General features: G+C 71.9%; 12 protein-coding genes and 1 tRNA gene. 10 read left to right on the forward strand and 3 right to left on the reverse strand.

All coding sequences use genetic code 11. The features are described from left to right. Positions 1 to 55 precede the first annotated feature (55 nt). Complete coding sequence (locus ACZ6B1_RS01895; protein ID WP_468774002.1) at positions 56 to 577, reverse strand: DUF309 domain-containing protein; 522 nt, start codon at positions 575 to 577, stop codon at positions 56 to 58. A 106-nt stretch (positions 578 to 683) separates the two neighbouring features. Between ACZ6B1_RS01895 and ACZ6B1_RS01900 the strand changes: the two genes are divergently transcribed. Continuing rightward, positions 684 to 757: transfer RNA gene (locus ACZ6B1_RS01900), tRNA-Pro, on the forward strand. A 254-nt stretch (positions 758 to 1,011) separates the two neighbouring features. Continuing rightward, positions 1,012 to 2,037 carry an isocitrate/isopropylmalate dehydrogenase family protein gene (locus ACZ6B1_RS01905; protein ID WP_468774005.1) on the forward strand — a complete coding sequence of 342 codons (1,026 nt, stop codon included), beginning with the start codon at positions 1,012 to 1,014 and terminating at the stop codon, positions 2,035 to 2,037. A 53-nt stretch (positions 2,038 to 2,090) separates the two neighbouring features. Here ACZ6B1_RS01905 and ACZ6B1_RS01910 read toward each other — a convergent pair whose 3' ends face one another. Next, positions 2,091 to 2,933: a glutamate racemase gene (locus tag ACZ6B1_RS01910; protein WP_468774006.1), complete on the reverse strand. Its 843-nt coding sequence runs from the start codon at positions 2,931 to 2,933 to the stop codon at positions 2,091 to 2,093. Between the two features lie 358 nt (positions 2,934 to 3,291). Between ACZ6B1_RS01910 and ACZ6B1_RS01915 the strand changes: the two genes are divergently transcribed. Then, positions 3,292 to 4,443 carry an IS701 family transposase gene (locus tag ACZ6B1_RS01915; protein WP_468775997.1) on the forward strand — a complete coding sequence of 384 codons (1,152 nt, stop codon included), beginning with the start codon at positions 3,292 to 3,294 and terminating at the stop codon, positions 4,441 to 4,443. Between the two features lie 23 nt (positions 4,444 to 4,466). Here ACZ6B1_RS01915 and ACZ6B1_RS01920 read toward each other — a convergent pair whose 3' ends face one another. Beyond that, complete coding sequence (locus ACZ6B1_RS01920) at positions 4,467 to 6,377, reverse strand: helix-turn-helix domain-containing protein (RefSeq protein WP_468774008.1); 1,911 nt, start codon at positions 6,375 to 6,377, stop codon at positions 4,467 to 4,469. Positions 6,378 to 6,630: 253 nt separating this feature from the next. Here ACZ6B1_RS01920 and ACZ6B1_RS01925 point away from each other — a divergent pair, with 253 nt between their 5' ends. From ACZ6B1_RS01925 to ACZ6B1_RS01955, 7 genes are all read left to right on the forward strand, one after another. Continuing rightward, positions 6,631 to 7,347 (forward strand): 50S ribosomal protein L11 methyltransferase, encoded by a 717-nt coding sequence (locus tag ACZ6B1_RS01925; protein WP_468774010.1) that lies wholly within the window; start codon positions 6,631 to 6,633, stop codon positions 7,345 to 7,347. 69 nt (positions 7,348 to 7,416) lie between these two features. Beyond that, a complete protein-coding gene (pabB, locus tag ACZ6B1_RS01930; RefSeq protein ID WP_468774012.1) occupies positions 7,417 to 9,528 on the forward strand; it encodes an aminodeoxychorismate synthase component I in 2,112 nt (703 codons plus the stop codon). Between the two features lie 515 nt (positions 9,529 to 10,043). After that, complete coding sequence (locus ACZ6B1_RS01935; RefSeq protein WP_468774014.1) at positions 10,044 to 10,790, forward strand: TauD/TfdA family dioxygenase; 747 nt, start codon at positions 10,044 to 10,046, stop codon at positions 10,788 to 10,790. Between the two features lie 52 nt (positions 10,791 to 10,842). Continuing rightward, positions 10,843 to 11,844, forward strand: coding sequence for a diiron oxygenase (locus ACZ6B1_RS01940; protein ID WP_468774016.1), 1,002 nt, complete (start codon positions 10,843 to 10,845; stop codon positions 11,842 to 11,844). A 29-nt stretch (positions 11,845 to 11,873) separates the two neighbouring features. After that, on the forward strand, positions 11,874 to 12,956 hold the full coding sequence (locus ACZ6B1_RS01945; protein WP_468774018.1) for an Ldh family oxidoreductase: 1,083 nt from the start codon (positions 11,874 to 11,876) through the stop codon (positions 12,954 to 12,956). Positions 12,957 to 12,975: 19 nt separating this feature from the next. Continuing rightward, positions 12,976 to 13,899: a branched-chain amino acid transaminase gene (locus tag ACZ6B1_RS01950; RefSeq protein ID WP_468774020.1), complete on the forward strand. Its 924-nt coding sequence runs from the start codon at positions 12,976 to 12,978 to the stop codon at positions 13,897 to 13,899. Between the two features lie 91 nt (positions 13,900 to 13,990). Then, a complete protein-coding gene (locus ACZ6B1_RS01955) occupies positions 13,991 to 15,028 on the forward strand; it encodes a C-terminal binding protein (RefSeq protein ID WP_468774022.1) in 1,038 nt (345 codons plus the stop codon). The last annotated feature ends 26 nt before the right edge of the window (positions 15,029 to 15,054 follow it).

Consider the following 15,054-nt stretch of genomic DNA (forward strand, 5'->3'; position numbering starts at 1 on the left):
CCGCATGCCACTGACAGTGATCCCACCGCCTCCGCGGCGGCCGGGGGACAGGCGGTCAGGAAACCAGCCGAGGCGCCTCGGCCACCGCGTCGACGGGCCCCGGCCCACGCTCCACCCGCCGGGCCAGCTCCCGTGCCCACACGGCGAGCCGGGCCAGATCGATCCCGTGGGGCCTGTCCTCGCCCCGCGCGACCTCCCACTCCTCGACCGCGTCCGCACCGCGCCGCAGCAGCCGCGCCCCGCCGGTGACGTTGCCCCGGGCCGCGTGCGTGAGCCCCACGGCGAGCTGGGCGAGACCGCGCCACAGCGTGCGCTCCTCCTCGGGCCCCGCTTTCCAGGCGTCCTCGAACACCTCGTGGGCGTGGAAGGGCCGGCCCGCGTCCAGCAGCGCCTGCGCCTCGGCGACCGTCTCCCGCGCGGTCCGTACGACCCCCTCCGGCTGCCGTTCGACGCCCTCGGCCCCGTACGGCAGCGGCCGCCCCAGCCCGTCCCGGGGCCGGGCGTTGCGCGCCCGCCCGTCCGCGTCCCGGTCCCGACCGCCCGCCGGATCTCCCGCTGTCGTGCCCGCGTCTGTCATACGACCCATTGTCCCGGCACTCGCACCGGGGCCTCTTCGGCGCACCCCCGCACGTGGGGTAAAGTGCTGTTCGCGCGATCACGCGGGTCACCGCGAGTGAGCGCACCGGGACGTGGCGCAGCTTGGTAGCGCACTTGACTGGGGGTCAAGGGGTCGCAGGTTCAAATCCTGTCGTCCCGACTTGCTGAACAGCAGGTCGAGGGTCGTTCGAGAGCAGTCTCGGACGGCCCTTTCGTCGTGCCCGGACCCGGCCCGCACGCGGGGCGGGCCGGCACCGCGTGCCGGTCACCCCGGTGAAAGACCGGCGCAAGGTTCGGCGCGCGGCCGGCGCGTCCCGGCTAGCTTTCCAGGACCGTCGCCCCGGCCTCGCACGGATCCGGACGGCGCCGCGTCGCCGGTCACCGGGCCGGCGCCCATCTTCGCGGAGGTCACCCTTGAGGGTTGTCACGGTGTTGCCGGGCGACGGCATCGGTCCCGAGGTCGTCGAAAGCACCCTGCGCACGCTGGAGGCGCTGGACGCCCCGCTCTCCTTCGACGTGCTGGACCACGTGAACGCGCCCGCGTACCGGCGGCACGGGCGGGCGCTGACGGAGGCGGACCTGCGACGGATCGCCTCGAGTTCCGCCGTACTGCTCGGCGCCTTCGGTGATCCCTCGCTGGACGGCACCGACTACGTGCGCGGCGTCCTGCTCAGACTGCGGCTCGAGTTCGACCTGTACGCCAACTACCGCCCCGTCAAGCTGTGGCACGACCGGCTCAGCCCCCTGCGTGACTCCTCGCGGCGGGCCATCGACTGCGTCGTCGTCCGCGAGAACACGGAGGGGCTGTACAGCGGGATAGGCGGCGCCCTGCGGGCGGCCACCGAATGGGAGACGGCGGTGGACGCCGACATCAGCACCTACCACGGCGTCTCCCGCGTCATCGACTTCGCCTTCTCGGTGGCTACCGAGAAGGTCTGCATGGTCGACAAGGCCAACGCGGTGCGCTCGGGCGGGAGTCTGTGGCAACGGTGCTGGCGCGAGGCCGCCGAGCGCCATCCCGGCAAGCACAGCTCCCACCTCTACGTGGACGCCGCCGCGATGCGGCTCGTCAGCGATCCCACCGACTTCGAGGTCCTGGTGACGAACAATTCCTACGGCGACATCCTCAGCGACCTCACGGCCGCCCTCGCCGGCGGACTCGGCCTGGCCGCCTCGGCGAGCCTCAACCCGGCAACCGGCTTCGGCCTGTTCGAGCCGGTCCACGGCACCGCGCCGGACATCGCCGGGAAGGGCGTCGCCAACCCGCTGGCCACCGTGCTCACGGCGGCCCTGCTCTACGAGCGGCTGGACCTCACCGCCGAGGCCGACGCCCTCCGCCGCGCCGTCACGGCCGTGATCGCCAAGGGCCGGGTCACCCCCGACCTGGGCGGAAGGCTCTCCACGCGGGAGGCAGCCGCGGCCGTCCGCGCCGAGTTGTGAGTCGCCGGGCCGGCGCCGGCCCGGCGACGCGGCCGACCGGCGCCGCTGGTGACTCAGTTCGCCGGAGCGATCAGCGGCAGCCGGGACACGGCCGGCATGAGCCCTTCCCGAGGCACCTCCGTCCCGGCAGCCAGGGCCCGGCCGACCGGATAGGCGAGGGCGGCCGCGGGCAGGGTGCCGGGGCGGCCGCTGAGCCACACGTCGACGGCTCCCGTCGCGCGGTCCGCCCCGGAGGCCGTCCCCGCGCCCGTGAGCGGCTGGAGGCGGCGCAGGGTCTGCCGGGCGACCGCCTCGGCGCTGTCGTACAGGGTGACCCCGGCAGGCAGCCGCTGAAGGATGCGCGGGGCCACGAGGGGGTAGTGGGTGCAGCCCAGGACCACGGCGTCGCAGTCGGCGGGGGTGCGCTCGACGGCGGCCGCGATCGCCGCGTCGGAGGCGGCCGTGTCCCCGTGGTCGATCGCCTCGGCGAGACCCGGGCAGGCGACCCGTGCCACGGGTGTGCCGTTCGCGAAGTCGGCGATGAGCCGCTCCTGGTAGCGGCTGCCCGTGGTGCGGACGGTTGCCCACACCGCGACACTCCGGCCCGCCGCCGCGGCCGGCTTCACCGCCGGCACGGTACCGATCACGGGCAGGTGCGGCTCGAACTCACGGCGCAGGACGTCGATCGCGGTGACGGTCGCCGTGTTGCAGGGCACCACCAGGGCCCGCGCACCCCGCGCGGCGGCCGTCCGTGCCGCGGCCAGCAGGCGGTCCGTGACATAGGCCGCCGTCCGTGCCCCCCAGGGCGCGCCCTCGGGATCCGACATCAGCAGCAGATCGAGCCGCGGGGCGAGATGCCGCAGCCAGCCGGTCGTGGGCAGAAGCCCGAGCCCTGAGTCGATCAACGCCACTGTCACGGCGACGAAGTTATCAAACGGGCAGGTCCCCGGTGCCGTGCCCGGCCGGGCCGGGACCCGCGCGGGGGTGTGTGGCCCCGCCACCTCCAGCGGGCGGTCCTCCCGGCCGGGGCCTTCGTCGCCCTCCCCTCCGACCGGCCCGCCAGGTGCCCGAGCAACCGTGCCCGGGTGCGGACGCGGGGCTCTGCCGACCTCGTCGGCGCAGCTCACGGCGGCCAGTGTGGGCAGGGCACGGCGAACGGAAGGAACCACAGTGAGCGTTCAGACCGAGGAGACTCCGACAGAGTGCCCGTCGTCCGGTTCCCGGTGGTCCGTACCGGGCCACCCGGGCGGTGCGCGGGAGAGGGCGGTCCGGCAGCTGGCCGACGCGCTGTTCGCGTCCTTCCCGCGGCGGGACCAGCGCCGGAAGGGGGAGCTGTACCTGCGCGGCCTGCTGCTGGCCGACGGGCGCAAGACGATCCGCAACATCGGTGCCCATGTCGGCGGTGCGGCCATGGAGCAGGGCCTGCACCACTTCATCAGCAGCTCCACCTGGAACTGGATGCCGGTGCGGCGGGCACTGGCCGGGCATCTGCAGCAGATCAGCGCGCCGCACGCGTGGGTGGTGCAGCCGATGCCCATACCCAAGGCCGGCGACCAGTCCGTGGGTGTCCACCAGGGCGTGGACCCTGGCACGGAGCAGCCGTTCCACGGCCAGCGGGCCTTCGGCGCGTGGCACGTGTCCGACGCCCTGGGAGTGCCGGTCAACTGGCGGCTGTTCCTGCCCGAGCCGTGGCTGCGGGACCGGACCAGGCGCCGCCAGGCCGACATACCGGACTCCGTCGCCCCCGAGACGTGGGAGCAGTGCGCGGCCGCCTCGGTCCTGGAACCCATGGCGGCCCGGCAGATGGCGTCCCGGCCCGTCGTGCTGAACGTGCCCGTCGAGCGGATCGCGGACACGATCGGCCGGTTCACCGAGGCGGGCGTTCCGGTGATCGCACGGGTCGGCGGATCCGCTCGCCTGACGGTGCGTGACCCGGCGCTGGCCCCGTACGTCGGGAGGACGTACGGCGCTCAGCAGATCCTGGCCGCGGCCAAGGGCATGCGCCGCCGGATCGAGCGGCCGGGACCGGCCGGTCCCGGCGCCGCCCGCCGTGCCTCGTGGGCGGTCGCCGTACGGGTCGGCACCGCGGGGCGGTTTCCCGGGCTGCGCCGGGCGGGCGCCGGCCGGAACGTCCCGGGCCTGCTCCTGCTCGGCGAGTGGGATGACCCGCAACGCCCCCCGGTCGGATGCTGGATCACCAACACCGACACGCTCGCGGTCGGCGGCCTGCCGCGGATCACTCGGCTCGCCGAACGAGCGGGACGGGCGCTGACGGACGTCGGGGAGGACGTCGGCCTGAAGGACTTCGAGGGGCGCTCCTTCAGCGGCTGGCACCGCCACGTCACCCTCGCGTCCGCTGCCCAGGCCGCCGTCGCCCTGGGCGACCTCGCGGGCCACCGGACCGGCGTGGCGCCGCCGTGGTCGTGACCCGCGCCGTCCGGGGAGGGGCGCTAGCGGTGCATCGACCCCTTGACCCGCTGGAGCCGCAGCGCCAGCTGGATCTCCAGGGCGTTGCCCGGCTCCTGCCAGGTGGAGCCCAGGAGTTCGGCTATACGGTCCAACCGGCGCATGACGGTGTTGGTGTGGACGTGCAGCTGCTGGGCGGCCCGGGTCGGGCTGCCACCGGAGGTGTAGTACGCCTCGAGCGTTCCGACGAGATCGGTGGAGCGCCTGGCGTCGTAGTCGAGGACCGGACCGACGACGGAGGAGATGAAACCGTCGACATCGTTGTTGTCGGAGAGCAGCAGCCCGAGGAAGCCGAGGTCACCGGCGGCCGCGGTACGGCCCGTGCAGCCGAGGGCGGTCAGGGTGTCCAGACATCGCCGCGCCTCCTCGTAGAGCTCCTTGACCGAGCCGAGGTCCTGGGTCGGCCCGGCCGCTCCGCCCGTGACGGGGTGGCCGAGGACGGCGGACAGTTCGAGCGCGGCGGAGCGGGCGGCGGTGGAGGCGTCGACGCCGGGCAGGAACAGCACCAGGGACTCGCCGCGCACGGTCCGTATGCCGCCGTGCCGATGGGCGTAGGAGGCGGCCCAGACGCTGGCCTCGCCGGGTTTGCCGCATTCGGGCCGCAGGACCAGGACGATGTGCTCGGCCTCGGGATCGATCCTCAGCCGCCGGGCGCGTTCGGCCAGCCGGCGGGACGACTGCGGCGCGGCGGAGAGGAGGTCGTCCAGGTACTCGTCGCGTACGGGTCCCGCCGCGGCCGCCATGCTCCGGCGCTGCAGCACCAGGGCGACGGCCTGGCCGGCGAAGCGCAGCAACTGCCGGTCCTCCGCCGTGAGCGGGCCCTTCGCCCGCAGGAACAGCACACCGGGCTCCGTCGCACCGGTGCCGAGGCGCGCGGCCCAGACGGTTCCGGTGACGGCCACGGGTCCGTCGCCCGCGTGCGAGTCCACCAGCGCCTTGACCGTGGTGGCCTCGTCGATGGCGGGCACCCGGCCGGTGGCCGCCAGCGTACGGCCGTGCCCGTCCCGCACGGAGAGGGTGCCGCCCAGCGCCTCGGCGGCCGCCGTGAGAACGTCCGAAAGGTCGCTCCCGTCGAGCACCAGCTCCATGAGCCTGGTCTGCACCTCGCAGGAGGAACTCAGCCTGGACCGCCGGGACTCGAGGCGGTACGCCTCCCGCTCCGCCTCGGCCGCACGGGCCTCAGCCCGCTCCTGCCGCCGGGCCGACGCGATCGCCGAGGCCGACAGGTTGGCGAGCGCCCGCATCATGCTCACCTCGTCGGGTGTGAAGTGGCGTATGGCCCGCGACGCTCCGTACAGCGCCCCGAGGGTCTCCTCACCCTGGGCCATCGGCACGGCGAGGATCGCGTGGAGCCCTTCCGACCGCACGACCTCGTCGATGTCCGGGGAGTGCTCGAACCGTTCGTCGGCGAGATAGTCGTGGGTCCAGAAGGGAGCGTGCCTGCGCTGGGCCAGTTCACCCAGGCCCATGCCCCTGTTCATGGTGAGGCCGACGCTGAGCGCCGTCGTCTCACCGTCGGTCTGGTGCACGTACGAACTGCCGTCCGCCTGCTGGAAGCTGACGTAGGCCATGTCGAAGTCCAGGAGCAGCCGGGCGCGGCGGGTGACCGCCTTCAGCGCGTCGGGGCCGCTGTCCGCCATCTCCTGGGCCACGTCGACCAGGGCGGCGAGGGCGGCTTCCCGTTTGCGTTGTCGGTCCATCGAGGCACGGACCTCGAGGGCGAGCCGTGTGGCCTGCCGCAGTCCGGCCATCCGCTGCTCCGTGGGCTTCCGCTGTCTGGCCTCCCGCAGCAGATCCTCGAAATGCCAGTGCGGGGCCTCCTGAGCGAGAAGCTCGAGGACGGCCAACGCGGGTTGGTCCGCGCACCGGTCCGCGCCCGTGTCGTCCGAATCCACCAAGCGCCCCTTGCAGCAGGCATTCCAACATCTGAACTTCCTCATCGTACATGCAGGTCAAGCGCCGTTCAGGAACTTTTTGCCCCAGTGGACGCGCGGACCGTGCTGTGGCTTGGGGCAGGTGTTCCGGCCACCCTCGCGACGGGTGAGCGTTGTGGTGGGAGCACCTTCCGGCAGCTCTCCGGAGCTGATGACCATGGCAGCCACGGGGATGGACGGCGCGCACGGCGCTCAGGGTCACAAGGGATGTCGGATGGCGGAGCTGAAGAGCTATGTGCGGTCGCTCGAGCGCAGCAGGCAGGCGCTGGCAAGGGGGGACAGGACCGAAGTCTTCACACTGGCGAACAGGGAATGGGACCTGCTGGGTGGTGTGTTCGCCCCCACGTTCTCGGCGACGACCGAGGTGGCGCTCGAGGTGCTCGGTCTCGTCGGTGACGAGGAGCCCGGGTACCGGCCGAAGGGGTCGTTCCTGGAGATCGGGTGCGGGACGGGGGTCATCGCGGTGTCGGCCGCCCTCGCGGACTGCGAACGCGTGGTCGCCACCGACATCAACCCGGACGCCGTGCGGAACACGCGGATCAACGCCGAACGGCACTCGGTGGCCGACCGGGTGACAGCGGTGCACAGCGATCTGTTCGAGGCACTGGACGGTGCGGAGCGCTTCGACACCGTCTACTGGCACTCGAACTTCGTCCTTGCGCCGGACGACTACCGGTACGAGACGGACCACGAGCGCGCGTACGTCGATCCGGGCTACCGGGCGCACCGGCGCTACCTGATCGATGCCCCGGGGCTGCTGGCGGTGGGCGGGTCGGCCCTGCTCCAGTTCAGCGACCGCGGCGACCTCCCGTTGCTCCACGAGATGGCCGCGGAGTGCGGCCGCACGCTGCGCCTGCTGGACCGCCGCGGCTTCCTGGAGGGCGACGAGCGCATCGAGCACCTGCTCCTCGAGATCACGGCGACCGCCTGACGGCGTGCCACCTCGGCGGGCCCGGCGGGGAGCCGGGCACGCCCTCCCGGACGGCCTAGGGAAACAACCATGCGTACGCTGCTCGTCGACAACTACGACTCCTTCACCTACAACCTCCACCACTACCTGGCGGAGGTGAACGGCCACGAGCCGGTGGTGATCCGGAACGACGATCCGTCCTGGCACCGCGGAATGCTCGCCTCGTTCGACAACGTGGTGATCTCGCCGGGACCCGGCGATCCGGCGGTCGCCGCCGACTTCGGGATCTGCCGGGAGGTCGTCGAGCACGCGGACCTGCCCGTGCTCGGCGTCTGTCTGGGCCACCAGGGACTGGCCCTGGCGCACGGGGCCACCGTCTCCCGGGCACCGGAGCCGAGACACGGGCGCCTCTCGCCCGTCCTGCACGACGGCACCGGACTGTTCACCGGTCTCCCCTCGCCCATCGACGTGGTTCGCTACCACTCTCTGGCCGTGACCGGCCTGCCCGAGGAACTGCGGGCCGTCGCCCGGACACCGGACGGGGTGCTGATGGGGATCGAGCACCGTAGCCGGCCCATGTGGGGCCTGCAGTTCCACCCCGAATCGGTCCTGACCCGGCACGGTCCCGATCTGATCGCCAACTTCGCCGGTCTGAGCAGGACTTGGTGGACGACCCGCCCCCGGGAGCGGGTCGAGCTCAGCGCCGGCAGGACCGCCGCACCGGCCGCCACCGCGGGCGCGGGCGCCGGTGCGGCTCCGGACACCGGTCCGGCCCAGGGCGGCCGACAGCCGGGTGTCCTGCGCATACTGACGGAGCGCCTGCCGGCGCCGTGCGACGCCGAGACCGCCTTCGACCGCCTCTTCCGGGCCGGCCCGTACTCCTTCTGGCTGGACAGCAGCAGGCCCGACACGGACACCGGCCGCTTCTCCGTCATGGGGGACGCGTCTGGCCCGCTCGCCCGGGTGGCGCAGGCCGATGTGAACCGGGGCACCGTGACCGTACGGTCCGCCGGGACCACACGGATCGTCACCAGCCGGTTCCTGGACTGGATCGACCGTGACCTGAGGTCGGTCCGAGTCGAGGCGCCGCCGCTCGACTTCGGGTTCGCCCTGGGCTGGGTGGGCTACCTCGGGTACGAGCTGAAGGCCGAGTGCGGCGGGGACGCGGCGCACCGGTCGGAGGACCCTGACGCCGTCATGGTCTTCGCCGACCGCTCGGTGGTCTTCGACCATCTGACCGGTACCGTCCACCTGCTGGCGTTGACGCCGGACGACGACGAGGCGGCGGCACGCGCCTGGCTGCTCTCCGTACGGCGGGAGCTGGAGGGACTGGCCGGCCGGGGCGCCGGGGAGGCACCGCCCCCCGCCCGGCACGCCGAACTGCGGCTGCGGCACGATCGCCGCACCTACCTCGGCCTGATAGCCGAGTGCCAGCGGGAGATCGCCGCGGGCGAGACGTACGAGGTGTGTCTCACCAACATGGCCGAGGCGCATCTCGACCTGGACCCCTGGCAGGGGTACCGCTTCCTGCGCCGCAACAGCCCCGCCCCCTACGGAGCACTGCTCCGTTTCGGATCGCTCTCGGTCCTCAGTACCTCGCCCGAACGCCTCCTCCATGTCGGTGTGGACGGAGTGGCCGAGTCGAGACCCATCAAGGGCACCCGCCCGCGCGGCGCGACGCCGGAGCAGGACGCCGCACTGGCCGAGGAGCTGAGGTCCGACGAGAAGGACCGCGCGGAGAACCTGATGATCGTCGACCTGGTGCGCAACGACCTCGGCCGGTGTGCCGAGACCGGCTCGGTCGAGGCCGATCTCTTCCAGGTCGAGACGTACGCGACGGTCCATCAGCTGACGAGCCGGGTCCGTGCCCGACTCGCCGCCGGCCGCAGCGCGGTGGACTGCCTGCGGGGCGCCTTCCCGCCCGGTTCCATGACCGGAGCCCCGAAGATCCGCACCATGCGGCTCATCGACAAGCTCGAGGCCGGGCCGCGCGGTGTCTACTCGGGCGCCGTCGGATACTTCTCGCTGACCGGTGCGGCCGACCTGAGTGTCGTGATCCGTACGGCTGTGGTGACTCCCGGCCGCATCCGCTACGGCGTAGGCGGAGCCGTCATAGCGCTGTCCGATCCGATGGCCGAATTCGAGGAGACGGCCGTCAAGGCCAAGCCCCTGCTCAACCTGACCGGAGCGACGTTTCACTGAGCAGGGCGAAGGTCCCCGCCGACCGGCGTGAAAACGCCTTGCCACCCGGCCCGCGTGCGCTCCGGTGAACCTGACATAGTCCTCGAACGGCTGTGGCCAGCCGCCCCGGAATTGAGCAGAATTCTGGCAGTGGGACAGGCCGGAATTGCCTGGGCGGGTCCCGTCGTGGCAATCAGGCAGAGACGTTGGGGGACGTGTTGGCAAGAAATACCGGGCAGTCGGCCATGGTCCGTTCCATGGGCCACGGAGCCCGCGCCTCCCTCGGACCGGCCTGATCCACCTCCTTGCCGCGGGGCCGCCCCACCGACTTCTACGTCCCCGGGCGCGCCCACGCCGGCGCCGTACCCCCGGCCCCGCCCTGAACACCCGGTGGAGGGCGGTGTCCGGCATGCCTTCCGGGCACCGGTCACCCGTCGGCGCGGTCAGGGAGAGAGCGTCTCGCCCGGCGCGTGGACCGTGCGCGCCATCGGGCGGATCAAAGACGGCCATTCACAGTGAACTCAGGAGTGATTCGATTGACCACCTCCGACGTGCGCGACATCAACGAACTCCGCTCGGTGCTCGACCGGGACGGATACGTCGTCATCGAGAACGTGGGATCCGCCGAGAACGCCGAGGAACTGCTGAGCCGACTGGGCGGAATCCTGCCGCAGTACGACGGCCGTAAGTCCCACGAAATCGTGGTCACCCCGGGATTCGAGGATCTGCTGCACTCGAAGACCTCGCGGGAGATATTCGTCCACACGGAGGCGCCGGGCTGGGACCCCGTTCCGAAGTATCTGGCTCTGTACTGCCACGCGCAGGCACAATGCGGCGGCGGGCACACGACGATCTGCGACGGACGGGAATTCCTGGCCGACCTCAACGAGCGTGAGCGCGAATTGATGTACGACGTGGAAATCGACTTCCCCGGCGCCTACGGAAAGCAGGGGAAGAACGGCGAGGCCGAGTGGACGGTCCGCAAGGCGATGGTTTCCCGCGACGAGGACGGCGCCGAGGTGATCCGGTTCAGCTACACCCACCTCACCTTCGCGGACTACACGCCCGATCTCAGCGCGGACGTCTCCGTGGACAGCCTGCCGCTGGGGAAGGAGGGCGTGGCCCTCGCCGAGCACGGCACCGAGTTCTTCAACAACCACCACCTGCCGGTACTCATCCCCGATCACGCGCTGCTGATCTGGGACAACCGCCGCATGTTCCACGGCCGCAGCTCCTACACCGACCAGCGCCGGCACCTGACCCGCTTCTTCGTCGGCGCCTAGGCGGGAAACGGGCCCGCACCGGCCCGGATCAGCAACAGAGAGGAACCCCCCAGTGGCTTTCACCGATCCCCAGGAAGACAACGGCGCAACCTTCGGCACCGTGCTCTTCGACGCCGTGGACAACCCCGTCATCCAGCGCCTCGCCCTCAACTGGGAGCGGCGCGCCACGGTCAAGCGGGACGACCCCGACCTGCTCGACCTGTTCGATCCGGGACTGCCGGACTACCCGGACACGATCATCCCGTTCAAGGACCACCCCACCTACCAGGCGCTCTCCCCCGAGGACCAGGGGGACATCCTGAGCTGGGCGATGATCGCGCTGAACCGGAACACGATGTTCTCCGAACAGCGCGTGGTCAACCCGGCCTTCAGCCTCATCCTCCAGGGAGAGTTCCCCGGACTGTGGGGTGAGGCGCTGGAGATATCCCTGATGCAGTCCATGGTGGACGAGCAGTACCACACGCTCATGCACCACATCGCGAGCGGCATCACCCGCAAGCGGCGCGGAAAGGCGTACAAGGACTCCGACCTGCCGCTGCCGTACTACTCGCAGGTGCACATGCGGCTCAGCGCCGAGGCTCCGGAGCGCTGGCAGCGCAGTCTCCTCACGCTGTCCTTCGCCACCATCACGGAACTGTGCATCGGTGGCTACCTCGAACTGATCGCCAAGGCTCCCGGCATCCAGCCCATGAACCTGGCCCTCGCCGGGCTGCACCGGCACGACGAGGTCTGCCACGGGTCCATCAACGGCGAACTGGTCAAGGTCCTCTACCCCCAGCTCAACAAGGAGCAGCAGCGGTTTTTGCTGCGGGCCCTGTGCGACGCGCTCGAGGCGTACGCGGCGAACGACTACGGCACCTGGCAGACCGTCATGAAGCTGGTCGGGGTCGAGGGCGGCGAGGAGATGCTGCTCGACGTCCAGGGCGCCGGCCGCAAGGCGCTGTTGCGCGACTACAGCGGTCTGCACCGGGTGTTCGAGGACCTCGACGTGCTGGACCAGATCGAATTCGACTGGTCGAGCGTCAAGGTGTCCGGCGAAATCCCCTATCAGTGACCCTTCCGACCGGAGCGAAAAGGGAACTCATGGACAAGGCCAGCCAGGCGGCCGGCGAGTACCGCATCGCCCCCGACGTCGCCGAGAGCATCGCCGCGCGAGCCCTCACCGACGCGGGCGTGGGGCCCGCCGACAGCGCCGCCGTGGCCGACGCGCTGGTGCAGACCTCGCTGCGGGGCATCGGCACCCACGGTCTGCGGCTGCTTCCGCAGTATCTGAGCGACATCGAGCACGGCATCGCGAATCCCCGGCCCGTCTGCACCGTTGTGCGGGAGACGGGAGCCACCGCGGTCCTGGACGCGGACGCCGCCCTCGGCATCGTGGCCGGCCTGCGGGGGGCCGAGGAGGCGGTGCGCAGGGCGGCCCGGTTCGGCGTCTCCGTCGTGGTGGTGCGCAACTCCAACCACTTCGGCGCGGCGTCGGTGTACAGCCGGGCGATGGCGAAGGCCGGCATGATCGGATGGGTCATGACGTCCTGCTCCCCGCGGGTGGCTCCCTTCAACGGCAGCCAGGCACACCTCGGGACCAACCCGATCAGCGTGGCCGCAGGCGGCGGGGACCACGAGTTCGTCCTGGATATGGCCACCAGCCAGGTGTGCCTGGGCGAGATCCGTGAACGCGGACGGCAGGGTGTACCGCTGGACGCGGGCTGGGCCAACGACGCCGCGGGACGCCCCACGGTCGACGCCGGCCAGGTCGCCACACTCACCCCCCTCGGCGCCGGGCACAAGGGCCAGGGACTGGGCATGGTGGTCAGCCTGATGACGGCGGTGCTCGCCGGCTCCCCGCTGGACTGGGAGATGGAGCACATCGAGAGCGCCCCGCACGGCAAGGGCCGCGAGGTGGCCCACTTCCTGATGTGCCTGGACCCGAGCGTCTTCGCGGGCCGCGAGGCGTTCGACGAACGCATGCGGACGTTCGTGGACGACACGCGGCGAAGCCCCGCGTCCGGTGCCGAGCCGGTGCGCTGCCCGGGCGATCCGGAGCGCATCAAGGCCGCCCACAACACCGCCCACGGCATCCCCCTGGACCCCCGCACGGGACAGAGGCTGTACGGCCTGGCGGCCGACTACGGCATGGAAGACCTGCTGCCCACCGCCGGCCTCAGCTGAAGCCGGACAAGGAGACCTCGTGGTAACCCTCTCCCGATCCAAGTCCATCTGGATGGACGGCGAGTTCGTCCCCTGGGACGACGCCAACATGCACTTCCTCACGCCCTCCCTGCACTACGGCTGGGCCGTCTACGAAGGCATGCGCGCCCACCGCACCACCGAGGGCGTGGCGGTCTTCCGGATCGACGACCACATCGCCCGGCTGCGCAACTCGGCCCGGGTGTACATGATGGAGATCCCGTACACCGACGAGGAGATCGCGGAGGCGATCGTCTCGCTCGTCCGGGAGAACGGCTCGCAGCCGTGCTACATCCGGCCGAACATCTACCTCGGATACGGCAGCATGGGAGTCTCGCTGGACCTCTCGGCGGTCCGCGTGGCCATCGCCACCTGGCCGTGGTCGGACTATGTGGACCGGCAGGCGCTGGAGCGCGGCTGCCGGGTGATGACCAGCGGATGGCGGCGCAACCACCAGGACGCCATCCCGCCGCAAGCGAAGGCGACCGGCGCCTACATCAACTCCTGCATGGCCAAGATCGGCGCACAGCGGGCTGGTTACGACGACGCGCTGCTGCTGACCGACACCGGCCACATCGCCGAATGCTCGGCGGCCAACTTCTTCCTCGTCAAGGAAGGCGTCCTGCACACGCCCCCCGTCAGCGAGGGCATCCTGCCTGGAATCACCCGGTCCACGGTGCTGACCCTGGCCGCCGACGCGGGCCTCGAGGTGGTCGAACGCCGGATCGCGCGAGCCGAGGCTTACACGGCCGACGAGATCTTCCTGACCGGCACGGCCATCGGCATCGTCCCGGTGGCGTCCGTCGACGACCGGTCCACGACGGCCGCCGGCTGCGGGCCCGTCACCAAGTCCGTCGTCCAGGCCTACGAGGACGCCACGTCCGGCCGGCTGTCCGGCCACGCGGACTGGTGCGTCCCGGTCTGACCGGCGCCCGCCGCGGGAGCGCCGCCCGAGGTGGCGCTCCCACCGGGCGGGCGGCGGAGGCAACCGGCGACCGAACGAGGGGAGGCGAGGCATGAGCCGTGCGCACACCGCCGGCGGCGAGCCGCAGCGGCGGCCGGAACCGGCGCTTCCGCAGGCCGGACGCCGGGTCGTCGCCGTCGTCGACGCCCCGGAGGGCGGCTACGTCGACCGAGCCGACGTCGAACAGCGGGAAGTGGGCGCCGGGATCGACGTCCGGCTGGACGTCCTGTCCCAGAGCGAGGTGCCCGAACTGGCCCGCCGAGCCCCGGAGTGCGTCGTGCTGTGGCACCGCGTCGCGCTCACTGAGGAGTTCTTCCGGCTGAACTCCTCGTGCCGTGCGGTGATCTGCGCGAGCGTGGGCCACGACCACGTGGACGTCCGTGCCGCGCGGGCGAGCGGGGTGGCCGTCTACCACGTACCCGACTACGGCGTCGACGAGGTGGCGGACCACACGCTGGCACTCGCACTGACCTGCGTGCGCCGGGTCCGGGACCTCGACGCCCATGTGCGCGCGGGCGGCTGGGAGTGGCGGCGGGCCGAGGGGGTGCGCCGACTGCGCGGCGCCACCTGGGGCCTGGTGGGCTGCGGCCGCATCGGGCAGGCCGTGGCACGGCGGGCCGCGTCGTTCGGGATGCGCGTCGCCTTCTACGACCCCTACGCCCACCCCGGAATCGAGAAGGCCCATGGCTGGAGGCGGTACTGGCACCTGCACGGGCTACTGGCGGCCGGCACGGTCGTGAGCCTGCACGTGCCCCTCACCCCCGAGACGGCGCACATGATGGACCGGACCGCTCTGGAGGCGCTCGCGCCGGGGGCCGTCCTGGTCAACACCTCACGCGGCGCCGTCGTCCAGGAGAGCGCTCTGCGTCACGCCCTGGAACAGGGCCGGCCGGCGGCTGTCGCGCTGGACGTCGCCGAGCACGAACCCGGGGTGGCCGACTGGCTGCGCGGACACCCGAGAGCCCTCCTCACCCCCCATTCCGCTTTCTACTCCGTCGAGTCGATGACCGAACTGCGGCGGCGTGCCGCCCGCGCGGCGGCCCAGGTGATCCGCGGCGAGCCCGTGACCGAGGCCGTACGCGTCGTGTGAGAGCGAGCGCGCGATCCCCGTCCGCG

The organism is Streptomyces sp. NPDC041129, from assembly GCF_055592265.1.

Bases quoted from the DNA above. Each gene is read 5' to 3' on its own strand.
- ACZ6B1_RS01955 (WP_468774022.1), top strand. From the start codon at position 13,991: ATGAGCCGTGCGCACACCGCCGGCGGCGAGCCGCAGCGGCGGCCGGAA.
- ACZ6B1_RS01895 (WP_468774002.1), bottom strand. From the start codon at position 577: ATGACAGACGCGGGCACGACAGCGGGAGATCCGGCGGGCGGTCGGGAC.
- pabB (WP_468774012.1), top strand. From the start codon at position 7,417: ATGCGTACGCTGCTCGTCGACAACTACGACTCCTTCACCTACAACCTC.
- ACZ6B1_RS01945 (WP_468774018.1), top strand. From the start codon at position 11,874: ATGGACAAGGCCAGCCAGGCGGCCGGCGAGTACCGCATCGCCCCCGAC.
- ACZ6B1_RS01925 (WP_468774010.1), top strand. From the start codon at position 6,631: ATGGCGGAGCTGAAGAGCTATGTGCGGTCGCTCGAGCGCAGCAGGCAG.